20 protein-coding genes are annotated in these 21,328 nt (G+C 72.8%); 11 read left to right on the top strand and 9 right to left on the bottom strand.

Annotated elements, in window-relative coordinates; all coding sequences use genetic code 11:
- Window positions 1-52 precede the first annotated feature (52 nt).
- The 4 genes from A8711_RS10905 to purS form a co-directional block, all read right to left on the bottom strand.
- Window positions 53-802, bottom strand: a complete 750-nt coding sequence (locus tag A8711_RS10905) for a 2-phosphosulfolactate phosphatase (protein WP_069088141.1) — start codon at window positions 800-802, stop codon at window positions 53-55.
- A 10-nt stretch (window positions 803-812) separates the two neighbouring features.
- Entirely contained in the window at window positions 813-3,467 is a 2,655-nt protein-coding gene (gene purL / locus A8711_RS10900; RefSeq protein ID WP_069088133.1) for a phosphoribosylformylglycinamidine synthase subunit PurL, read from the bottom strand.
- Window positions 3,468-3,531: 64 nt separating this feature from the next.
- Complete coding sequence (purQ, locus tag A8711_RS10895; protein WP_043327540.1) at window positions 3,532-4,215, bottom strand: phosphoribosylformylglycinamidine synthase subunit PurQ; 684 nt, start codon at window positions 4,213-4,215, stop codon at window positions 3,532-3,534.
- Window positions 4,212-4,475 carry a phosphoribosylformylglycinamidine synthase subunit PurS gene (purS, locus tag A8711_RS10890; RefSeq protein WP_043327541.1) on the bottom strand — a complete coding sequence of 88 codons (264 nt, stop codon included), beginning with the start codon at window positions 4,473-4,475 and terminating at the stop codon, window positions 4,212-4,214. Before purS ends, purQ begins: the two co-directional genes overlap by 4 nt.
- 465 nt (window positions 4,476-4,940) lie before the next feature.
- On the opposite strand from purS, the gene A8711_RS10885 reads away from it, so the two are divergent.
- Both A8711_RS10885 and A8711_RS10880 read left to right on the top strand, forming a co-directional pair.
- Window positions 4,941-5,624, top strand: coding sequence for a trypsin-like serine protease (locus A8711_RS10885; protein WP_043327542.1), 684 nt, complete (start codon window positions 4,941-4,943; stop codon window positions 5,622-5,624).
- 12 nt (window positions 5,625-5,636) lie between these two features.
- Window positions 5,637-6,212 carry a YbjQ family protein gene (locus tag A8711_RS10880; protein ID WP_176722791.1) on the top strand — a complete coding sequence of 192 codons (576 nt, stop codon included), beginning with the start codon at window positions 5,637-5,639 and terminating at the stop codon, window positions 6,210-6,212.
- Window positions 6,213-6,305: 93 nt separating this feature from the next.
- Here the strand turns inward: A8711_RS10880 and purB are convergent, their stop codons facing one another.
- The 4 genes from purB to A8711_RS10860 form a co-directional block, all read right to left on the bottom strand.
- Window positions 6,306-7,739 (bottom strand): adenylosuccinate lyase, encoded by a 1,434-nt coding sequence (gene purB / locus A8711_RS10875; protein ID WP_284706547.1) that lies wholly within the window; start codon window positions 7,737-7,739, stop codon window positions 6,306-6,308.
- A 90-nt stretch (window positions 7,740-7,829) separates the two neighbouring features.
- Window positions 7,830-9,749: a hypothetical protein gene (locus A8711_RS10870; RefSeq protein ID WP_069088132.1), complete on the bottom strand. Its 1,920-nt coding sequence runs from the start codon at window positions 9,747-9,749 to the stop codon at window positions 7,830-7,832.
- A complete protein-coding gene (locus tag A8711_RS10865; protein ID WP_043327545.1) occupies window positions 9,746-10,261 on the bottom strand; it encodes a SigE family RNA polymerase sigma factor in 516 nt (171 codons plus the stop codon). Before A8711_RS10865 ends, A8711_RS10870 begins: the two co-directional genes overlap by 4 nt.
- Window positions 10,262-10,385: 124 nt before the next feature.
- Window positions 10,386-11,678 carry an acetyl-CoA C-acetyltransferase gene (locus tag A8711_RS10860; RefSeq protein ID WP_069088131.1) on the bottom strand — a complete coding sequence of 431 codons (1,293 nt, stop codon included), beginning with the start codon at window positions 11,676-11,678 and terminating at the stop codon, window positions 10,386-10,388.
- A gap of 55 nt (window positions 11,679-11,733) precedes the next feature.
- Here A8711_RS10860 and A8711_RS10855 point away from each other — a divergent pair, with 55 nt between their 5' ends.
- From A8711_RS10855 to A8711_RS10825, 7 genes are all read left to right on the top strand, one after another.
- The gene (locus A8711_RS10855) at window positions 11,734-13,092 is read left to right on the top strand and encodes a 3-oxoacyl-ACP reductase (protein WP_069088130.1); all 1,359 of its coding nucleotides are present in this window, start codon (window positions 11,734-11,736) and stop codon (window positions 13,090-13,092) included.
- Window positions 13,092-14,159, top strand: coding sequence for a MaoC/PaaZ C-terminal domain-containing protein (locus tag A8711_RS10850; protein ID WP_255365608.1), 1,068 nt, complete (start codon window positions 13,092-13,094; stop codon window positions 14,157-14,159). The genes A8711_RS10855 and A8711_RS10850 overlap by 1 nt, the downstream gene beginning before the upstream one ends.
- A gap of 80 nt (window positions 14,160-14,239) precedes the next feature.
- Window positions 14,240-14,998 carry an NUDIX domain-containing protein gene (locus A8711_RS10845; protein ID WP_176722790.1) on the top strand — a complete coding sequence of 253 codons (759 nt, stop codon included), beginning with the start codon at window positions 14,240-14,242 and terminating at the stop codon, window positions 14,996-14,998.
- Window positions 14,995-15,978 (top strand): serine/threonine protein kinase, encoded by a 984-nt coding sequence (locus tag A8711_RS10840; RefSeq protein WP_069088128.1) that lies wholly within the window; start codon window positions 14,995-14,997, stop codon window positions 15,976-15,978. Before A8711_RS10845 ends, A8711_RS10840 begins: the two co-directional genes overlap by 4 nt.
- 10 nt (window positions 15,979-15,988) lie before the next feature.
- Window positions 15,989-16,948: a hypothetical protein gene (locus A8711_RS10835; RefSeq protein WP_069088127.1), complete on the top strand. Its 960-nt coding sequence runs from the start codon at window positions 15,989-15,991 to the stop codon at window positions 16,946-16,948.
- Window positions 16,945-18,204: an adenylosuccinate synthetase gene (locus tag A8711_RS10830; protein WP_069088126.1), complete on the top strand. Its 1,260-nt coding sequence runs from the start codon at window positions 16,945-16,947 to the stop codon at window positions 18,202-18,204. The genes A8711_RS10835 and A8711_RS10830 overlap by 4 nt, the downstream gene beginning before the upstream one ends.
- A gap of 24 nt (window positions 18,205-18,228) precedes the next feature.
- On the top strand, window positions 18,229-18,852 hold the full coding sequence (locus A8711_RS10825) for a DedA family protein (protein WP_043327550.1): 624 nt from the start codon (window positions 18,229-18,231) through the stop codon (window positions 18,850-18,852).
- Between the two features lie 45 nt (window positions 18,853-18,897).
- On the opposite strand, the gene A8711_RS10820 is transcribed toward A8711_RS10825, so the two are convergent.
- On the bottom strand, window positions 18,898-19,536 hold the full coding sequence (locus tag A8711_RS10820) for a TetR/AcrR family transcriptional regulator (RefSeq protein WP_030500578.1): 639 nt from the start codon (window positions 19,534-19,536) through the stop codon (window positions 18,898-18,900).
- 78 nt (window positions 19,537-19,614) lie between these two features.
- On the opposite strand from A8711_RS10820, the gene A8711_RS10815 reads away from it, so the two are divergent.
- Entirely contained in the window at window positions 19,615-20,067 is a 453-nt protein-coding gene (locus tag A8711_RS10815) for an SCP2 sterol-binding domain-containing protein (RefSeq protein ID WP_043327552.1), read from the top strand.
- Window position 20,068: 1 nt separating this feature from the next.
- On the top strand, window positions 20,069-21,283 hold the full coding sequence (locus A8711_RS10810; RefSeq protein WP_064447943.1) for an acyl-CoA dehydrogenase family protein: 1,215 nt from the start codon (window positions 20,069-20,071) through the stop codon (window positions 21,281-21,283).
- Window positions 21,284-21,328: the final 45 nt, after the last annotated feature.

Here is a 21,328-nt window from a genome sequence, read left to right as displayed (position 1 = left end):
CGGCCACAGTCGTTGGTTGATACCCCGTCGAGCGGGTGGTGAAGCCGGTGAGTCAGGCGGCGGCGAAGTAGTCCTGGCGCAGCACCGGCACCACGTCGGAGACGCCGACCTCGGTCGCGACGTCGACGTCCTCGGCGAAGCCACCCTCGGCGAGTTCCCGGCCGGACACGCACCCCCGCACCGCCGCCGGCACATCAGGGGTGCTGGCGAGCGCGGCCAGCGCCATCGCTGCCTCCACCGAAAGTCCGCCGGGCACCCCGGCGAGCGCGTCGAGCACGCAGGCCGCGCCGAGCTGGTCCTCCACGCAGGGCCGCAGTGACCCGTCGGGCCAGCGCTCCCCGGCCGCCACCACACCCACGGGAGCGTCGGTCGAGCCGTACCCCTGGGTGCGGAGCCAGCGCCCGATGGCGCGCGCGTTGCGCAGGCAGGCCGCGACCACCGGCACTCCGGTGGCGCTCGCGGCGGCGCTGATCGCCGAGCCGTTCGGCGACGGCAGCACCAGGTCGGCGACGACGGGCGCGGCCCGCAGCGCCGCCGGGGAGAGCGACCACGGGTGCTCCGCTGTCGTCCTCCGGCGGCCCACCGCGGCTACGGCGCCGACCCGGCGGGCGTAGTCGGCGGCCTGCTCGCCCCACGGGAACGGGTGTACCCGCATGCCGCGGCTCACCGCCACCTCCACGGCGGTGGTGAACGACAGCACGTCCACCACCACCAGGGCGGCGCAGACCCGGCCGAGCTCCGCCGCCCCGGTCAGTCCCCAGTCGAAGCGGGCACCGGCGCCGGGCTGGGCGAAAACGGCCAAGGCCGGGGCCTCAGCGCCGGTCCGGCGCCGGCTCACCGGGAGCCGGGCCGTCGGACCCGTCGGCAGGCGCCGAAGCGTCCTGCGCCGGGGTCGCGTCGGCGGCCGGCGCGGTCTCGTCGGAATCCGCGTCGGACGCGGCCGGAGCGGAGTCGGTGGCGGCCGGCGAGGCGTCCGTGCCCGTCTCGGCGATCGGCTCGGAGGCGACCTCGGCCGGGTCCACGTCGACCGGCTGCTCGGCGGTGGCCGGAAGCACGGTGGTGGTCCCGGTACGGGTCGCCGCCACCTCCACCCGCGCCGCCTCGGCCGCGCCGAACAGGCGCGGCAGCGTGCCGCTGTGCGCCTCGCGCAGCTCGTCCAGGCCGATCCGGAACTGGCCATGCACCTCCAGCGCGCCGGAGGCCGGGTCGGTGACGCCGATGAACTCCCACGGCACGCCGCGCTCGGCGCAGAGGGCGGTGAACGCCTTCTCGTGCCCGCGCGGCACCGACACCAGCGCCCGGCCGGCGGACTCGCTGAACAGGAACACGAACGGCATCGAGCCACCGGCGAAGTGCTCCGGCACCACGACCCGGGCGCCGACACCGCGGCGCAGGGCCGACTCGACCAGGCTCTGCGCCAGGCCGCCGTCGGAGAGGTCGTGCGCCGAGCTGAGGTGACCGACGCGGGCCGCCTCGGCCAGCAGCTCGGCGAGCTGCCGCTCACGGGCCAGGTCGACCTGCGGCGGGATGCCGCCCAGGTGCTCGTGGGTCACCCAGGCCCACTCCGAGCCGGACAGCTCGACGTGCGTCTCGCCCAGCAGGAAGAGCTGGTCGTGGTCGCCGGCCGCGCGGGGCACGAAGCCCATCGGCACCCGGTTCGCCACGTCGTCGAGCACGCCGAGCACGCCGACCACCGGGGTCGGGTGGATGGCCGCCGCGCCGGTCTGGTTGTAGAAGCTGACGTTGCCGCCGGTCACCGGGATGCCCAGCTCCAGGCAGCCGTCCGCCAGGCCGCGTACGGCCTCGGCGAACTGCCACATCACGCCCGGGTCCTCCGGCGAGCCGAAGTTCAGGCAGTTGGTGACCGCGATCGGCTTCGCGCCGGTCACCGCCACGTTCCGGTACGCCTCGGCCAGCGCCAGCTTCGTGCCGTGGTACGGGTCGAGGCGGGCGTACCGGCCGTTGCCGTCGACGGAGAGCGCGACGCCGAGGCCGCTGCGCTCGTCGATCCGGATCACGCCGGAGTCCTCCGGCTGGGCGAGCACGGTGTTGCCGAGCACGTAGCGGTCGTACTGCTCGGTGACCCAGGTCTTGTCGGCCAGGTTGGGCGACGCGATCATGCGCAGCACGGTCTCCCGGAGCGCCTCCGGGGTGTTCGGCCGGGGCAGCGTCTCGGCGCGGTCGGCCTGGAGCAGGATCAGGTCGGCCGGCTCGCGCATCGGCCGGGCGTAGACCGGGCCGTCGTCGACGAGCGAGCCCGGCGGCACGTCCACCACGAGCTGGTCACGCCAGGTGACGACCAGGCGGCCCGGCTGGCCGTCCGGGGACGGCGCGGTGACCTCGCCGATGGCGGTGGCCCAGACGCCCCACTTCTCGGCGGTCTTGAGGACCGCGTCGAGCTTGTCCGGCGAGACGACGAGCAGCATCCGCTCCTGGGACTCGCTGGCCAGGATCTCGTGCGGCTCCATCGACGGCTCGCGCAGCGGCACCCGCTCCAGCCACACCCGCATGCCGGTGCCGGCGGAGGCGGCGGTCTCGGTGAGCGCGCAGGTCAGGCCGGCGCCGCCGAGGTCCTGGATGCCGACGACCAGTTCGGCGTCGTACAGCTCCAGGCACGCCTCGATCAGCAGCTTCTCCATGAACGGGTCGCCGACCTGCACGGACGGGCGGCGCTGCTCGCTGCCCTCGTCGAAGGTGGCGCTGGCCAGCACCGACACGCCGCCGATGCCGTCGCGGCCGGTCTTGGCGCCCATCAGGACCACGATGTTGCCGGGGCCGGTGGCGTCCTTCTTCTGCAGGCGGTCGACCGGCAGCACGCCCAGGCAGAGCGCGTTGACCAGCGGGTTGCCCTGGTAGCAGGGGTCGAAGACGACCTCGCCGCCGATGTTGGGCAGGCCGAGGCAGTTGCCGTAGCCGCCGACGCCGGCGACCACGCCGGGCAGCACCCGGGCGGTGTCCGGGTGGTCGGCCGCGCCGAAGCGCAGCGGGTCCATCACGGCGACCGGGCGCGCGCCCATGGCGAGGATGTCGCGGACGATGCCGCCGACGCCGGTCGCCGCGCCCTGGTACGGCTCGACGAAGCTCGGGTGGTTGTGCGACTCGACCTTGAAGGTCACCGCCAGCTCGTCGGAGACCTGGACCACGCCGGCGTTCTCCCCGATGCCGGCGAGCAGCCGGTCGCTCGGCGGGGCCTTCTCGCCGAACTGGCGCAGGTGCACCTTGCTGGACTTGTAGGAGCAGTGCTCGCTCCACATGATCGAGTACATGGCCAGCTCGGCCTGGGTGGGCCGGCGGCCGAGGATGTGCCGGATCCGGTCGTACTCGTCGTCGCGGAGGCCCAGCTCGGCGTACGGCTGAAGCTCTTCCGGCGTCTCGGCGGCCCGGGGGACGGTGTCCACGCCCGGCGCCCACTCGTCGGTCGGGCCGCCCTGCGGCTCCCGCAGGGCCGGGTCCGGATGGGTGGTCATGACGTCTCCTTGTTGCGCTCGCCGCCCGTGCGGCGGGTGAGCCGACCGATGATCACGGCCACCATCACGCCGGCGCTCCCACCAGGTGCTTGAGCACCGAGGTGAAGAAGCCGAGGCCGTCCAGGGACGGGCCGGTGAGCGCCTCCACCGCGTGCTCGGGGTGCGGCATGATGCCGACCACGTTGCCGGCCTCGTTGGTGATCGCGGCGATGTCGCGCAGCGATCCGTTGGGGTTGCCGCCGACGTAGCGGGCGACGACGCGGCCCTCGCCCTCCAGCCGGTCGAGCGTCGCGGCGTCCGCGACGTAGCAGCCCTCGCCGTTCTTGACCGGGACGAGCACCTCCTGGCCCGGCTGGAACGCGTTGGTCCAGGCGGTGCCGGTGGCCTCGATCCGCAGGACCTGGTCCCGGTTGCGGAAGTGCAGGTGCTGGTTGCGGGTGAGCGCGCCGGGCAGCAGGTGCGCCTCGCAAAGGATCTGGAAGCCGTTGCAGATGCCGAGCACCGGCAGGCCACCTCGCGCGGCCTGGACGATCGTCTCCATCACCGGGGCGAACCGGGCGATGGCGCCGCAGCGCAGGTAGTCACCGTAGGAGAAGCCGCCGGGCAGGACGACGGCGTCCACCCCGTGCAGGTCCGGGTCGCCGTGCCAGAGCCGGACCGCCTCGGCGCCGGCGATCCGCACGGCGCGGGCCGCGTCCCCGTCGTCGAGCGAGCCGGGGAAGGTCACCACACCGACCCGGGCGGTCACGACTGCGCGCCCGCGGTCTCGTCGGTGTTTACCACGCGGACGGTGAAGTCCTCGATGACCGGGTTGGCCAGCAGCTTGTCGGCGATCTCCCGGGCCCGGTCCAGGTCCGGTTCGCCGGTGAACTCGATCTCGATCCGCCTGCCGATCCGAACCGAGGCGACGTCGCTGACGCCGAGCCGGGGCAGCGCGTTCGCGACGGCCTGGCCCTGCGGATCGAGGATCTCGGGCTTGAGCATGACGTCGACTACGACGCGAGGCACGGGGCACTCCTGACTGTGTACGCAGTTGGGTGYCGGCCCACTATCGGGCGAGCGCAGCCAGCCTACCTGGCAGATACCGCCCGGCCCGAACCGGCCGGGGGCAGTTCCGGCAGTGCCGGGCGGGACCGGCGACGCCGGCCGGGCACCGTTGCCCGTTCGTTGCTGCGTCGATGCGAATTCGTTGCGCTCGGTGCCTGTGGATGACCCTCCGCACCCCCCTCTACCAGGCATTCTGCTGCGAAACGCCCCAGCTTGGACAGGTATCCGACAGCACGTCGACGCGACACGCGGCGGACGTCACGCCATCGGCGTTTTTCGATTCATCTCTTGTGACACCGCGAGGCACGCCCGTAGCATGCATCGTCAGATGTCGATGCACCCGATCGATGTCTCTCGCCGGCTCCCCCGTCCGGCGGGTGTCATTCTGCCCGGCAACCCCGGGCGTCGCGCAGAAGGAGCCCCGACATGCGCCTCCGTCCCCTGCTCGCCGTGCTGACCACCGCGCTGGCCGGTGTCCTGGCCACCGCCTCCGGCGCCGCCGCCGCGCCGGCCGGCCCGCAGCCGATCATCGGTGGCGGCACCGTCTCGTCCGCGCCCTGGGCCGCCGCCGTCTTCAGCAACGGCTCGTTCACCTGCTCCGGCAGCGTGATCGCGCCCCAGTGGGTGCTCACCGCCCGGCACTGCGTCAGCGGCACCATGTCCGTGCGGGTCGGCAGCGTCTACTACGCCTCGGGTGGCGTCACCCGCACCGTGAGCGCCTCCTACACCCGCTACGACCTGGCCCTGCTGCGCCTGTCCAGCACGGTCAGCACCTCCGCCGTCTCGCTCGCCAGCAGCAACCCGCCGGTCGGCTCCACGAACACCATCTACGGCTGGGGCATGACCTGCTACAGCGGTTGCGGCGCGTCGCCCCAGCTCAAGACCGCGAGCGTACGGGTGACCAGCACCAGCGTCACCGACGCGTACGGCGGCCAGGCGATCCGGAGCACCCGGGTCAACGGCAACGCCTGGCGGGGCGACTCGGGTGGCCCGCAGTTCTACAACGGCCAGCAGGTCGGCGTGGCCTCCACCGCCGACGGCCAGAGCATCCAGAACTACGGCAGTGTCGCGTACAACCGGTCCTGGATCGCCTCGACGGCCGGTGTCTGACGGTTGATGCCGATGCGGCGCGGATCGGCCGGGAGCAGCCCGGCCGTCCGCGCCGCGTCGTTTTTCAGCATGCGATCAGCTGAACACGGCTCCCGAACCACCCGGCCGGGGGCTGACAGCATCGGAAACGTGCTGGTCGTGACGACGGATCAACTGCCTGGCTACGAGATCCGCCAGATCCTCGGCGAAGTGGTCTCGTCGATGGCGAGGACCCGCAACCCGTACCGCGAGGGGGTCAAGAACCTGCGCGGTGGCGCATACGACCCGCTGGCGCCGGACAACCTGACCCGGTGGCGTACCGACTCGGTGGCCCGGCTCGGCGAGGAGGCCCGCCGCCTCGGCGCGAACGCGGTGATCGGCATGCGCTTCGACAGCCGCGACTGCGGCGAGATGTGGATGGAGATCTGCGCGTACGGCACGGCGGTGATCGTCGCGCCCAAGATGCCGGACGTCATGCCGCCGGACCAGCCGGCGATCGCGGCCGAGACCGCCCACGACCCGGAGATCGCCTCCGCCCCGGGCGGCATCGCCGAACCGGCCAGCGCCCCCAACCTGAGTTCCGCAGCCGAAACCCCCACCGGCCCCTGACCCCTCGCTTTGCGGCGTCGATCATGAAGTTGACGGCAGGAATGATCTCCCTGAGTGCCGCCAACTTCATGATCGCCGGGGAAAGGGCCTGGGTCAGAGGATGGGGGGCGGGGTGTAGGTGGCGGCCTGGGGGTGGGACTCGACCACACCGGTGATCCTCGCGGTCACGCGGTTGACCTGGTCGGCGGCGGCGCCAACGAAGGCGTTGCGGTCGGCCACCAGGGTGTCGATCTCGGCCCGGGTCAGGCCCAGCCGGCCGTCGGCGGCCAGGCGGTCGAACAGGTCGTTCTCCGCCGCGCCCTTCTCCCGCATGGCCAGCGCCACGGCGACCGCGTGCTCCTTGATCACCTCGTGCGCGACCTCCCGGCCGACACCCCGGCGTACGGCTGCCACCAGGATCTTCGTGGTGGCGAGGAACGGCAGGAAGCGCTCCAGCTCCCGGTTGATCACCGCTGGGTACGGACCGAACTCGTCCAGCACGGTGAGGAACGTCTGGAACAGGCCGTCGGCAGCGAAGAACGCATCAGGCAGCGCCACCCGGCGTACCACCGAGCAGGAGACGTCGCCCTCGTTCCACTGGTCACCGGCCAGCTCGCCGACCATCGACAGGTAACCCCGGATGATCACCGCGAAGCCGTTCACCCGCTCCGACGAGCGCGTGTTCATCTTGTGCGGCATGGCGCTGGACCCGACCTGGCCCGGCTTGAAGCCCTCGGTGACCAGCTCCTGGCCCACCATCAGCCGGATCGTGGTGGCCAGCGACGACGGCGCGGCGGCCACCTGGGCCAGCGCGGAGAGCACGTCGAAGTCCAGCGAACGCGGGTAGACCTGGCCGACGCTGTCCAGCACCCGGCTGAAGCCCAGGTGCCCGGCGACCCGGCGCTCCAGCTCGGCCACCTTCCCGGCGTCGCCGTCGAAGAGGTCGAGCTGGTCAGCGGCGGTACCCACCGGCCCCTTGATCCCGCGCAGCGGGTAGCGGCCGATCAGGTCCTCCAGCCGCTCGTACGCGATCAGCAGCTCCTCCGCGGCGGACGCGAAGCGCTTGCCGAGCGTGGTGGCCTGCGCGGCGACGTTGTGCGACCGGCCGGTCATCACCAGCGCCGAGTACTCGCCCGCGTGCCAGCCCAGCCGGGCCAGCGTGGCGACCACCCGGTCCCGGATCAGCTCCAGCGAGGCGCGGATCTGGAGTTGCTCGACGTTCTCGGTGAGGTCCCGGGAGGTCATCCCCTTGTGCACGTGCTCGTGCCCGGCGAGCGCGCTGAACTCCTCGATCCGGGCCTTCACGTCGTGCCGGGTGACCCGCTCCCGCGCCGCGATCGAGGCCAGGTCGACGTCGTCGACCACCCGCTCGTACGCCTCGACCACACCGTCCGGCACCGGCACGCCGAGATCACGCTGGGCCTTGAGCACCGCCAGCCAGAGCCGGCGCTCCATCCGGACCTTCTCCTCCGGCGACCAGAGGGCGACCAGTTCGGGCGAGGCGTACCGGTTGGCGAGCACGTTCGGGATCGTCGTCACGGCCCTCATTCTCGCGTACGGGCTCGTGCCGCCACCGGTCGGCCCGCTGGTGGTCGACGCCCGGGGCCGGTCCGGACCCGGGCGTCGACCTTCTCCGGATCAGGGCAACAGGTTGATCAGATCGGGATGCGCGGCAAGCGCCGTGACCTGCTCCAGAGTGAGCGGCGGGGTCGCGCCACCCTTGACGCCCTTCGGCCAGCGACGCCCGAAGTCTCCGTCCGTCGGCATGTCCGAGGCGCCTCCGGTGTTGGGCCGGTTGTCGATCACCACCTCGACCGTGCCGCGGTCGGGTCGCTGGACGAACACGCTGTAGACCACCGACCCGGCCGGACGGGAGACGATCGTGACGACCCGGTTCCCGTCCGGGCGGGTCGACTCGGTGCACTCGCCGTCATGCGCGTGCGCCCGGTGCGTCGCGGGCGGGAGCGCTCCGACCGTGGCGCAGCTCAGCACCAGGGCCGCGCGGCGCTCCACGATGATCTCCCCGTCGCCGGCCAGCCCGCCTCGCTGCACCATGAAGTTGTACGACAGGAGAGTCGCGCCGTTGGGCCCGTCGCCCCCTCCGCGGAAGGGCAGCAGATAGATCATTCCGTCCGGCGAGACGGCGTCGAGCGCGCCGGTGGCTGCCGCCGACGCTGCGCCGTCGTAGTCCCACCTGAGCGGGCTGTAGACCTGGCTGGTGGCGGTTCCCGCCGGGGGCCGTGGGGCCAGGACGAGCGACGGCTCCCTAGCCATCTCGATCGTCTGTTCCATCGAGAGCGCCGGCTTGTCCTGCGTGAGATAGAGGCGGACCAGCGTGCCGTCCGGGCGGAGCGACTCGATCAGGTAGCTGTTGTTTCCCACCGGCCGTGCCGAGCCGGGGCGCGAGCCGAAGTCGGAGAGCATCCGCCGGGCCCGCAGGCGCTCGCCACCAGGGAACTCGGTTACCGTGCAGTGACGGGCGGCGAGCGCGGCGGTCGGGCAGGGCGGGGCGACCGACCAGGCTGCCTGTCCGTCGCGCACCAGCCGTAGCGTGACCTGCGCGGCCCGGTTCCCGACCCGGAACGTGGCGGCATCCATCATCGGTGCGTCGACGCTCAGCCAGCCCTTGGGCTCGAACCCGACCGGGGTCGGGCTGCTCTCGCCGCCCCACTTGGTCAGCCAGGTGAAGTCGGGTGCCTGCCGGCGCAGAGCGCTGGTCAGCGCCGCCTCGAGACGCGCCGCGTCCGCGGCGGTGCCCGCGACAGTGGTGACGGTGGACGTGGCCGCCGGTGTGGGGGACGGCTCCGGCGCGAGGGCGACGGCCCGGTCGACCACGACCGGGATCAGCTGCCCGACGGCGACCGGAAGCTTGTCCTCGGCGGTGACGGTCCTGAGGCTCAGGTTCAGAAACGTGCCGTCCCGACGCAGTGCTGTCACGCCAGCGCTCTCTGTCCGGCTCGACATCTGATCCCGGAGCTGCGGTGGCACCTCCTGCTCCCAGACCGACCGGTGGTACCTGATCTTCTCGCCGTCCGGACCCGTCTGCTCGCCGCACTCGACGGCGTTCTTGGAACATCCGCGAGCCGCCTCGGCCTGCCAGCTCTTCGCGCCGTCAGGAGTGATCTGCAGGCTCGCGACCAGGTCCACCCCGTCCGCCCGGAAGCTGCCGTTTCCCCGGTAACCGAGGGAGCCGGGGCCCATCACGTTGGAAGCCCACGCGGGGGTGTCAATCACCGGCCCGTCCTTGACCGCCCAGGCCAGGCGCGGCACCGCGCGGGTCAACGCCGCGATCACCGCGGCGTCGATCCGGTCCAGGTCCTGATCGCTGCCGGGAATCGTCGTGACGGCCGGTGCCGGCTTGGCCGGCTGGGCGTGCGGCTTGCCGATGAGCGTCGTGGTGCCGACCAGCACTGCCGCCACCACCGCGGCGACAGCCGTCATGCCGCCGCCGATCCGCAGCCGCCGGGCCCGGCGCTGTCCGCTGATCACCCGGTCGACATCCACCGTGGAGACCGGCGGCTCGCCGATCAGGTCGTCGAACAACTGCCGGTACGTCATGACAGCTCCCCTCGGGTCGACGGGATGCCGCCCAGCAGCAGGCGCAACGCCTCCAGGCCGCGTGCGGACTGGCTTTTGACCGTGCCGGTACTGATACCCATGACGTCGGCGGTCTCCTCCACCGACAGGTCGCAGTAGTAGCGCAGCACCAGCACGGCGCGCCGCCGGGGCGGTAGCTGGCCGAGCAGGGCGAGCAGCATGTCGCGTTCGGCGAGCGTGGGCTCCGGCAGGATCATGTCGGCGGTCTCCGGCACCGTGTCGGTGCTGTGCTCGCGCCGCCAGGGTCGCCGCCGCTCGTCCAGCCAGGCGTTTGTGAGCATTCCGCGCACGTACGCGTCGATGTTCTCCGCCGCGCGGACCCGGCGCCAGTGCCGGTAGAGCTTGCCGATCGTGATGGAGACCAGGTCGTCGGCGGTGTGCCACTCGCGGCAGAGGAGGTACGCGGTGCGGCGCAACGACTCCAGCCGGGCGGTGACGAACTGCCGGTACTCGTCTTCCTCGGCCCGGTTCACGTCCCGGAGCCTCTCGTACGCCTCATGCCCAGGTGACGCGGCCGAGCCGCCGTCGGGTTGCTCCGGGCGCCGACGGGAACGTGGAGCAGGGCTGCGGCCGGGACCGCAGCCCTGCCGGAGGCTGTCAGCGCTCCAGGATGGCTGTCACGCCCTGCCCACCGGCCGCGCAGATGGAGATCAGGCCGCGCCCGCTCCCCTTCTGATCAAGCAGCTTGGCCAGCGTGGCGACGATCCGGCCGCCGGTGGCGGCGAACGGGTGCCCGGCCGCCAGCGAGGAGCCGTTGACGTTGAGCTTCTCCCGGTCGATCGAGCCGAGCGGCGCGTCCAGGCCGAGGCGCTCCTTGCAGAACTCCGGCGACTCCCACGCGGCGAGCGTGGCCAGCACCTGGGAGGCGAACGCCTCGTGGATCTCGTAGAAGTCGAAGTCCTGGAGGCTGAGCCCGGCCCGGGCCAGCATCCGGGGCACCGCGTACGTGGGGGCCATCAGCAGCCCCTCGTCGCCGTGCACGAAGTCGACGGCGGCGGTCTCGGACCAGGAGAACCAGGCGAGCACCGGCAGGTTGTGCGCCTTGGCCCACTCCTCGGACGCGAGCAGGACGGTCGACGCGCCGTCGGTGAGCGGCGAGGAGTTGCCGGCGGTCATGGTGGCCCGCTCGGCGTCCGCGCCGGAGGCGCCGAAGACCGGCTTGAGCGAGCCGAGCTTCTCCAGGCTGGTGTCCGGCCGCAGGTTCTGGTCGCGGGTCAGCCCCAGGTAGGGGGTCATCAGGTCGTCGAAGAACCCCTTGTCGTACGCGGCGGCGAGCCGCTGGTGCGAGCGCAGCGCGAGTTCGTCCTGCGCGGTCCGGTCGACGTTCCAGCGCAGCGCCGTCCGGGCCGCGTGCTCACCCATGGACAGTCCGGTACGCGGCTCGGCGTTGCGCGGGATCTCCGGCTTGAACGGCTGGTGCGGGCGCAGCTTCGCCGCGATCTTGAGCCGTTCGCCGAGCGTACGGGCGGAGTTGAGCTGGAGCAGGGTGCGCCGCATGTCCTCGTTGACGGCGAGTGGCGCGTCCGAGGTGGTGTCGACGCCACCGGCGATGCCGACCTCGATCTGCCCGAGGGCGATCTTGTTGGCGACCAGGATGGCGGCCTCCAGTCCGGTGCCGCAGGCCTGCTGGATGTCGTACGCGGGGGTGTGCGGGTCGAGCCGGGAGCCGAGCACCACCTCACGGGTGAGGTTGAAGTCGCGGGAGTGCTTGAGCACCGCGCCGGCCACCACTTCGCCGACCCGCTCGCCGGCCAGCCCGAACCGGGCGACCAGCCCGTCGAGCGCCGCGCCGAGCATGTCGGCGTTCGACGCGTGCGCGTAGCGCGAGTTGGACCGGGCGAAGGGGATGCGGTTGCCCCCGATGACCGCGACCCGCCGGACACTCTGCACGATCGGCCTCCCTCGAAACTGTTGCCCGAACCCTACTCGCCAGTAGGCTACGCCTATGACCGACAGGTACGCGAGCTTCGTCCAGACGGGGGCCGGTCGCGCGCTGGTCAAGCGCCTCGGGCTGCCCGATCCGCCTCGACTGCGCCGGCACACGCCGGGCGACCCGCTCGTTCCCGGGCCGGTCCTGCTCGGCTCCTCGGCCGGCGGCCGGATCGCCGACCAGGCCGGGAAGATCCTGACCGCCGCCGGGGTCGAGCTGGCCGATCCGGTCGCCGCCCACGACGCCGACCGCCGCTTCGCGGCCCTGGTGTACGACGCCAGCGGCGTCACCGACTCCACCGGGCTGCGCCAGCTGTACGACTTCTTCCACCCGCAGGCCCGCTCGCTGGTGCCGAGCGGCCGGGTGATCGTGCTGGGCACGCCGCCGGCCGAGTGCGGCTCCCCTCGGGAGGCTACCGCCCAGCGCGCGCTGGAGGGCCTGACCCGCAGCATCGGCAAGGAGTTCGGCCGGGGCGTCACGGCCCAACTGGTCTACGTGACACGCGAGGGTGACGCCGGTACCCCGGTGAGCCTGGAGTCCACGCTCCGGTTCCTGCTCTCCGGCCGGTCCGCGTACGTCTCAGGCCAGGTGATTCGGGTCGGCGCCGGCACCGCCGTCGCGCCGGCCGACTGGGACCGGCCGCTCGACGGGCAGGTGGTGCTGGTGACCGGCGCGGCCCGGGGCATCGGCGCGGCGCTGGCGAAGGTGCTGGCCCGCGACGGCGCCCAGGTGGTGGCGCTGGACATCCCCGCGGCCGGGGACGAGCTGGCCGCCGTCGCCAACGACATCGGCGGCAGCGCGGTGCAGCTCGACCTGACCGCGCCGGATGCGCCGACCCGGCTGGCGGAGCACCTGGCGTCCCGGCACGGGCGGGTCGACGTGGTGGTGCACAACGCGGGCATCACCCGGGACAAGACGCTGGGCCGGATGGACGCCGACCGGTGGGACTCGGTGATCGACGTGAACCTGTCCAGCCAGGAGCGGATCAACGACGTACTGCTGGAACGCGACCTGATCCCGGCCGGCGGCCGGATCGTCTCGGTCTCGTCGATCGCCGGGATCGCCGGCAACCGGGGGCAGACCAACTACGCGACCAGCAAGGCCGGCGTGATCGGCCTGGTCGACTCGCTCTCCCCGGTGCTGCGCGAGCGCGGGATCAGCCTGAACGCGGTGGCGCCGGGCTTCATCGAGACGCGGCTGACCGCGCGTATCCCGTTGACCATCCGCGAGGCGGGACGGCGGATGAACAGCATGGCCCAGGGCGGCCTGCCGGTGGACGTGGCCGAGACGATCGGCTGGCTCTCCTGGCCGGCGAGCGGCGCGGTCAGCGGCAACGTGGTCCGGGTCTGCGGCCAGAGCCTCCTGGGGGCGTGATGGCACCCCGTGACCACGAGGACGACGACCTGACCCTGCACGACCTGATCGAGGGCCCCACCCGCGACCTCACGGCCGCCCGAGCCGCCGCCCTGGCCCGCACCAACGCCGCCGCCCGCCCCACCTCCGACGATCATGAAGTTGACGGCACTTCTGGAGATCCACAAGGCAGCCAACCTCATGATCGACGGGGTGAAGGAGCGGTGGGGCGGCGGCGGGTGGAGTTGGACGGGCTGCCTGCCAGTGGGGCGCTTTATCGGCGGGCGCTACTCGGGGTCGTTCCGGGGGTTGGGGGGCGGCGCGGGGCTGACGTGCCGGGGCTGGAACTCGCCGTTGGCGGGGTCTCTGTGGATCAGCGGCACCTGGCGGACTACGACCGGGTGTGCGGGTTCCGGCTGACCGACCGGCTGCCGGCGACGTACCTGCACGTGCTCGGGTTTCCGCTGTCGCTGCGGCTGATGACGAGCCCGGGCTTCCCCATCCCGCTCACCGGTGTGGTGCACGTGGCCAACCGGATCACCGTGCGCCGGCCGGTCGAGGTCGGCGAGCGCGTCGACTTCCACACGTACGCGGAGAACCTGCGCCCACACGAGCGGGGCCGCCAGCTCGACGTGGTGCTTGTCGGCTCGATCGGCGGCGAGGAGGTGTGGCGCGGCGTGTCCACGTACCTCGGGAAGGAGCGCGCGTCCGGCGGCGGCCCGCGGCGCGACCGGGCTGACCGCCCGGAACCGCCGGCCTTCTCCGCGCAGTGGCGGGTGATGCCCCGCGTGGGTACTGACTACGCGCGCGTCTCCGGCGACCACAACCCGATCCACACCTCGAAGCTGGGCGCGCGGCTGTTCGGTTTCCCGCGCCCGATCGCGCACGGCATGTGGAGCAAGGCCCGATGCCTGGCCGCGCTGGAACCCCGGCTACCAGAGGCGTACACGGTGGACGTGGCGTTCAAGCTGCCGGTGCCGCTGCCGTCGACTGTGGCGTTCAGCGCCTCGCCGAACGGCGCGGACTGGGACTTCGCGCTGCACAGCGCCCGGGACGGGAGGCCGCACCTGACCGGTTCGGTGCGCTGAGGAAAAGAGGGGACTTGCCGTCCCCTCTTTTCGGCGCTAAGTTGTTCTCAGAGTGAGTTGTTCTCAACCTGAGAGAGTGAGTGACCGTGAACGAGCAGGACTTCCTCGCCGGGTACGACCCGCGGGACTACCCGGCGGTCGCGGTCACCGTCGACGTGGTCGCGCTAACCATCCGCGAGGGCGCGCTGCACCTGCTGCTGATCCGCCGCGGCGCGCCGCCCTTCGCGGGGCACTGGGCGCTGCCCGGCGGCTTCGTCCAGCCGGACGAGGACCTGACCGCCGGCGCCCGGCGCGAACTGGCCGAGGAGACCGGCCTCGGCGGCGAGCGGCTGCGCCGGGTGCACCTGGAACAGCTCGGCAGCTACGGCGCCCCGGACCGCGACCCGCGCATGCGGGTGGTCTCGGTCGCGCACCTGGCGTTCGCCCCCGACCTGCCCGACCCGGTCGCCGACACCGACGCCGACGAGGCGATCTGGCTGCCGGTCACCGCGCTGACCAGCCGGCAGCTCGCCTTCGACCACGGCCGGATCATCGACGACGGCTTGGAGCGCGCCCGTTCCAAGCTGGAGTACACGCCGCTGGCCACCCGCTTCCTCGCCCCCGAGTTCACGATCACCGAGCTGCGGGAGGTCTACGAGACGGTCTGGGGGCACCCGCTGCACGCCGGCAACTTCCACCGCAAGGTGCTCTCGGTGCCCGGCTTCGTGGAGAGCACCGGCGCCAGCACCGAGCGCGGCGGCGCGCGCGGCGGCCCCCGGGCCAAGCTCTACCGCGCCGGAGACGCCCGGCTGCTGCACCCGGCGCTGCTGCGCCCCGCCCGGGAGGAGACGGTGCGGTGAGGACCGAAGAGGCGATCCGGCTGGTCACTGCCGCGCGTACCGACGCCGACCTGTTCGGCGCCGACGAGCCGGCCCGCCGCTACCGCGAGCTGGTCGGCGCGCTGCACCCCGACCGGCTGGGCGCGGCCGACCCCGGCGTACGCGCCGCCGCCGCCGAAGCACTCGTCACCGTCACCACCCGCTGGCGCACCCCGGCCCCCGCGTACACCGGCGACGTCGCCACCCTGCACGAACGAAAGGAAGGGCCCCCTGTTAACGCCTCCGGTAGAGGAGGGGCCCCTTCTTATCACCTGGCCAAGGTGGCCCGGCACCCCGGCGACAACGACCTGATGGCCCGCGAGGCGCGCGCGTTGCGCCGCATCGCCGAGCGCGGCGACGCCAGACACCTCGCGTACGTGCCGAAGCTCGTCGACTCCTACCCGGCGCGTGACCCGTCGACCGGCGTGCAGCGGCAGGTCAACGAGCTGGTGACCGTACCCGGGCTGCGCAGCCTTGACGACGTGCGCCGCGCGTACCCGGACGGGCTGGACCCGCGCGACGCGGCCTGGATGTGGCGGCGGCTGCTCGTGGCGCTCGGCCTGGCCCACCGCGCGGGCGTGGTGCACGGCGCGGTGCTGCCCCGGCACGTGCTGATCGAGCCGGACGCGCACGGCCTGGTGCTCGTCGACTGGTGCTTCTCGGCCGAGCCGGGCGGGCTCGTGCCGGCGCTGGTGCCCGGCCACGAGGACTGGTATCCGCCGGAGGTCGCCGCGAAGCGGCAGTGCGGCCCCGGCACCGACATCGCGCTGGCCGCCCGCTGCATGACCTGGCTGATGGGCGACCGCGCGCCCCGCGAGCTGCGCGCCTTCGCCGACGGCTGCCAGGGCGCCGCGCTCGCCACCCGGCCCGACGACGCCTGGCGGCTGCTGCGCGAACTGGACGAGGTGCTGCACCGGCTGTACGGGCCGCGCACCTTCCGACCCTTCACCCTCAACCCGTAGGGAGGCTGCCATGGGCAGTGGAATCTGGTCCACCGACGTGTACGACGCCGCCGACCGCTACCGGCGCCGCACCGGCAAGAGCGCGTTCTCGTACAGCGACAGCGGCGCGCGCAAGGTGCACCCGGCGCTCGACCCGCGCGACGCGCTGCGGGAGAGCCGCGACTCGGCCGAGCACCCGCAGTCGACGCCGATCGCCGTGCTGTTCGACGTCACCGGCTCGATGGGGCACGTGCCCCGGGTGCTGCAGAGCAAGCTGCCGCAGCTGCTCGGCCTGCTGCTGCGCCAGGGGTACGCGAGCGACCCGCAGATCATGTTCGGCGCGATCGGCGACGCCACCTGCGACCGGGTGCCGTTGCAGATCGGGCAGTTCGAGTCCGACAACCGGATGGACGACGACCTCGGCCGGATCGTGCTGGAGGGCGGCGGAGGCGGCCAGATGATGGAGTCGTACGAGCTGGCGCTGTACTTCATGGCCCGGCAYACCGCCACCGACAGCTGGGACAAGCGCGGCCGGCGCGGCTACCTGTTCATCATCGGCGACGAGCTGGCGTACGCGGGGGTGAAGCGCGCGGAGGTGGCCCGGCTGATCGGCGACGACCTGAGCGAGGACGTGCCGGTCCGGCAGATCGTGGACGAGGTGACCGCGCGCTGGGACACCTACTACCTGCTGCCCGCCGGCAGCCACTACGCGGGCAACCGCAAGGTGCTGGACTTCTGGCGCGGCCTGCTCGGGCAGAACGCGGTCGAGCTGGACGACCTGGACGCGGTCTGCGAGACGATCGCGCTCACCGTCGGGCTCGGCGAGCAGGCCATCGACCTGGACGCCGGGCTGCGCGACCTGGACCGGGCCGGCTCCACCGCCACCCGGACCGTCTCGAAGGCGCTCGCCCGGCTCGGCTCCGGCCGCCGCGCGGTGGCGACGCTGCCGTTCAGCCCGGCCGAGGGCGGAAGCGGGGTCACCCGGCTGTGAACCACGTGATGGTGGTCGACCTCGGCTACGGCGACGCCGGCAAGGGCACCGTGGTGGACCTGCTCTGCGCCACCCGGCAGGTCCACACGGTGGTCCGGTTCAACGGGGGCGCGCAGGCGGCGCACAACGTCGTCCTGCGCGACGGGCGGCACCACACGTTCGCGCAGTTCGGCGCCGGGACGTTCCGTCCGGGCGTACGGACGCACCTGGCGCGGCACGTGGTGGTGGACCCGCTGGCGCTGGCAGCCGAGGCCGACCACCTCGCGTCGGTCGGCGTTCCAGACGCGCTCGACCGTCTGACTGTGGACGGGGAGACGCTGCTCGCCACCCCGTACCACCGGGCCGCCAACCGCGCCCGGGAGATCGCCCGGGGAGCCGACCGGCACGGCTCCTGCGGGCTCGGGGTGGGCGAGGCGGTCGCGTACGGCCTCGCCCACCCCGACGAGGCACCCCGGGTGGCGGACTGCCGCCGCCCGGCGGTGCTGCGCCGGCGGCTGACCGCGCTGCGGGACCGGCTCACCGCCGAGCTGGGCCCGCTGGACGCGCCGCCGGTCCAGGACTGCCTGCCCGCGTACGCGGCCTTCGCGCGCCGGGTGGCGATCGTCGACCGGACCTGGCTGGCATCCGCGTTGCGCGAGGGCACCTGCGTGTTCGAGGGCGCGCAGGGGGTGCTGCTGGACGAGTGGCACGGCTTCCACCCGTACACGACGTGGAGCACCACGACGTTCGCCAACGCCGAGACGCTGCTCGCCGAGGCGGGGATGGCCGGGACCGCGCAGCGGCTCGGCGTGCTGCGCACGACCACCACCCGGCACGGTCCCGGGCCGCTGGTCACCGAGGACGCGGCGCTGCCGTTCCGCGACCGGCACAACGGGACGAACCCCTGGCAGGGCCGGTTCCGGTTCGGGCACTTCGACGCGGTCGCCCACCGGTACGCGCTGGAGGTCGCCGGTGGGGTGGACGGGCTGGCGCTGACCCACCTCGACCTGGCCGGGTCCGAGCTGCGGATCTGCCGCCGGTACGAGGGCCTGGACCGGCTCGTCCCCGGCCCGGCCGGTGACCTGGACCGGCAGGCGGCGCTCACGCAGCGGCTGCTGCGGGCCCGGCCGGTGCTGGACTCGGCGCCCGCCGACTGGGCGGGGGCGGTCTCGGAGGCGCTGGGGGCGCCGGTGGTGCTCACGTCGCGCGGGCCCACGGCCGAGGAGAAGGAAGGGCCCCTTGTTAACGCCTTTTGTATGGGAAGGGCCCCTGCTTAACACCGCACCACCGAGCATGGGTGCATGGGGGACGCGCTCGACCTGCTGCACCACACGGTGACCTCACCGTGGGTGTACCTGGTGATCATCGCGGTCACCGCCGTCGACGCGTTCTTCCCGGCGGTGCCCGGCGAGACCGTGGTGATCACGGCCGGGGTCTTCGCGGCGGGCGGCGAGCCGGACCTGGCGCTGGTGATCGTGACCGCCGCGTTCGGCGCGCTCGTCGGCGATCACGTCTCCTACGCGATCGGGCGCGGCGGCGGCGCGCACCGGCTGGCCCGCTTCCCGGCGGACAGCCGGCGGCGGGCCGGCTCCGAGTGGGCCCGCCGGGCCGTCGACAGGCGCGGCGGGATGATCCTGACCACCGCCCGGTACGTCCCCGGCGGCCGCACCGCCGTCACGCTGACCATGGGTGCGGTCCGCTATCCGGTGCGGATGTTCCTGCTGTACGACGCGCTGGCCTGCGCGACCTGGGGGATCTACTGCACGCTGCTCGGCTACTTCGGCGGCCTGGCGTTCGAGCACAACCCCGTCTCCGGGCTCCTCGCCGGGGTCGCCATCTCGCTCGCGGTCACCGGGCTGTTCGAGGCCGCCCGCTGGGGCCGGCGGCGGGCACACCGGCGAGCCGCCGCGCGCCGCGACTGTTAAAAAGGGGCCCTTCCACTACCGGAGGCGTTAAGAAGGGGCCCTTCCTTACACAGCGCCGGGGTGCCAGGTGGCGCCGCGCAACAGCTGGTCGGCGCCGAGCCAGGCCACGTTCATCATCCGGGTCGCGGTCTTGCCGGCATCGGCCTCCGGGTGGTCGGCCAGCCAGTCGGCGAGCGACTCGGAGGCGCCGACGAGCGCGTACGAGACCACCTCCAGGTCGGTGGCGCCGACCTCCCGTCCGGCGGCGCGCAGCGCGTGGTCGAGCATCCCGGCCACCACCTCGACCAGCCGTCCCCGCATGGCGGCGAGTTCGGCGGCGAACGGCTGCGAGCCGCGGGCCTGCCGGTAGAGCACGGCCCAGCCGTCCCGGTGCGCGCCGACGAAGCCGAAGAACGCGCGCAGCCCGCGCCAGAGCCGCTCGTCGGCGGGCAGGTCGGGGGCGGCGGCGCCGGCGATGGCCTCCATCATCCGGGTGCTCTCGCGGTGCAGGCAGGCGATGAAGAGTTCTTCCTTGGTGCCGAGGTAGGCGTAGACCATCGGTTTGGAGATGCCGGCGTCGTCGGCGATCTCGTCCATGCTGGCGGCGTGGAAGCCGCGACGGGAGAACACCTTCACCGCCGCGTCGAGCATCTGCTGCTCGCGTACGGCTCGGGGGAGGCGCTTGAAGGTCGGCGTGCTGGACACTCTTGCGAGCATACCTACCCGTGCGTAGGGTTACGCCAGAGTAACCAAGCTGGCCCCGCCCGAGAGGTGCATTTCCTGATGACTGACTTCGACCCGGCCAACTTCGCGAACGTCGGCCCCAAGGAGTTCGCGCAGCTGGTCAAGTCCACGCCGGACGCCAAGATCGCCGAGATCATGTCCGGCGAGTCGCGCGGCAAGATCCTCAGCGAGGTCTTCAACCGGATGCCCACGCTGTTCCGCGCCGACCGCGCCGGTGCCACCAACGCGGTCATCCACTGGAACATCACCGGCCGCCCGGACGGTGGCACCGACACGTACGAGATCGTCATCGAGAACGGCGCCTGCACCGTCTCGGAGACCGCCACCCGCGACCCGAAGCTGAGCCTCACCATGGGCCCGGTCGAGTTCCTGAAGATCGTCTCCGGTGGCGCCAACCCGGTGATGATGTTCATGACCGGCAAGCTGAAGGCCAAGGGCGACCTGGGCCTGGCTGCCAACATCGCCAACCTGTTCGACATCCCCAAGGCCTGACATGGCCGAGTTCTCGCTCGACCTGAACGAGGAACAGCGGGATCTACGCGACTGGGTGCACGGCTTCGCAGCCGAGGTCGTGCGCCCGGCCGCGGCCGAGTGGGACGCCCGGGAGGAGACCCCGTGGCCGATCATCCAGGAGGCGGCGAAGGTCGGCCTGTACGGCTTCGAGTTCCTCGCCACCTGCTGGGCCGACCCCACCGGCCTCTCCCTGCCGATCGCCAGCGAGGAACTCTTCTGGGGTGACGCCGGCATCGGCCTGAGCATCTTCGGCACCTCGCTCGCGGTCGCCGCGATCTACGGCGCCGGCACCCCCGACCAGCTCGTCGAATGGGTGCCGCAGTGCTTCGGCGACGTCGACTCCCCGGCCGTCGCCGCGTTCTGCACGAGCGAGCCGGAAGCCGGCTCCGACGTCGGATCGATGCGTACCCGCGCCGTCTACGACGAGGCCACCGACGAGTGGGTGCTCAACGGGCAGAAGGCGTACGCCACGAACGGCGGCATCGCCGGCGTGCACGTGGTCACCGCCTCGATCGACCCCGAGCTGGGCTCGCGCGGGCAGGCCGCGTTCGTCGTACCCCCGGGCACCTCCGGTCTGACCGCCACCCGCAAGCTGCGCAAGCTCGGGCTGCGCGCCTCGCACACCGCGGACGTCTTCCTCGACGACGTCCGGGTGCCGGGCCGCTGCCTGCTCGGCGGCAAGGACGCGCTCGACGAGCGTCTGGCCCGCGCCCGGTCCGGGCAGCGCGCCTCCGGCCAGGCGGCGATGCGGACGTTCGAGCTGTCCCGTCCGACAGTCGGGGCGCAGGCGCTCGGCGTGGCCCGCGCCGCCTACGAGTACGCCCTGGACTACGCCAAGGAACGGGTCCAGTTCGGACGGCCGATCATCACCAACCAGGCGGTCGCGTTCGCGCTCGCCGACATGAAGATGGAGATCGACGCCGCCCGGCTCCTGGTCTGGCGCGCCTCCTGGATGGGCCGCAACAACCGGCCGTTCGCCGCCGGCGAAGGCTCGATGTCCAAGCTCAAGGCCGGCGAGGTGGCCGTCTCGGTGACCGACAAGGCGGTCCAGCTCCTCGGCGGCGCGGGCTTCCTGCGCGACCACCCGGTCGAGCGGTGGTACCGCGACGCCAAGATCTACACCATCTTCGAGGGCACCTCCGAGATCCAGCGGCTGGTCATCTCCCGGGCCATCTCCGGCATGCAGATCCGCTGACCGCCGGCGGCACGCCGCCCGGCCCGTGACGACAGGCAGCGCCGT

This window comes from Micromonospora sp. II (genome assembly GCF_001709195.1).
In the GTDB taxonomy this organism is placed as follows: domain Bacteria; phylum Actinomycetota; class Actinomycetes; order Mycobacteriales; family Micromonosporaceae; genus Micromonospora; species Micromonospora chalcea.
The sequence above is the reverse complement of the archived record's forward strand: the minus strand, read 5'-3'. Positions and strand labels throughout refer to the sequence as shown.

Bases quoted from the DNA above. Each gene is read 5' to 3' on its own strand.
- purL (WP_069088133.1), bottom strand. From the start codon at position 3,467: ATGACCACCCATCCGGACCCGGCCCTGCGGGAGCCGCAGGGCGGCCCG.
- A8711_RS10815 (WP_043327552.1), top strand. From the start codon at position 19,615: ATGACTGACTTCGACCCGGCCAACTTCGCGAACGTCGGCCCCAAGGAG.
- A8711_RS10825 (WP_043327550.1), top strand. From the start codon at position 18,229: ATGGGGGACGCGCTCGACCTGCTGCACCACACGGTGACCTCACCGTGG.
- A8711_RS10855 (WP_069088130.1), top strand. From the start codon at position 11,734: ATGACCGACAGGTACGCGAGCTTCGTCCAGACGGGGGCCGGTCGCGCG.
- A8711_RS10885 (WP_043327542.1), top strand. From the start codon at position 4,941: ATGCGCCTCCGTCCCCTGCTCGCCGTGCTGACCACCGCGCTGGCCGGT.
- A8711_RS10880 (WP_176722791.1), top strand. From the start codon at position 5,637: ATGCGGCGCGGATCGGCCGGGAGCAGCCCGGCCGTCCGCGCCGCGTCG.
- A8711_RS10870 (WP_069088132.1), bottom strand. From the start codon at position 9,749: ATGACGTACCGGCAGTTGTTCGACGACCTGATCGGCGAGCCGCCGGTC.
- purB (WP_284706547.1), bottom strand. From the start codon at position 7,739: ATGAGGGCCGTGACGACGATCCCGAACGTGCTCGCCAACCGGTACGCC.
- A8711_RS10850 (WP_255365608.1), top strand. From the start codon at position 13,092: ATGGCACCCCGTGACCACGAGGACGACGACCTGACCCTGCACGACCTG.
- A8711_RS10810 (WP_064447943.1), top strand. From the start codon at position 20,069: ATGGCCGAGTTCTCGCTCGACCTGAACGAGGAACAGCGGGATCTACGC.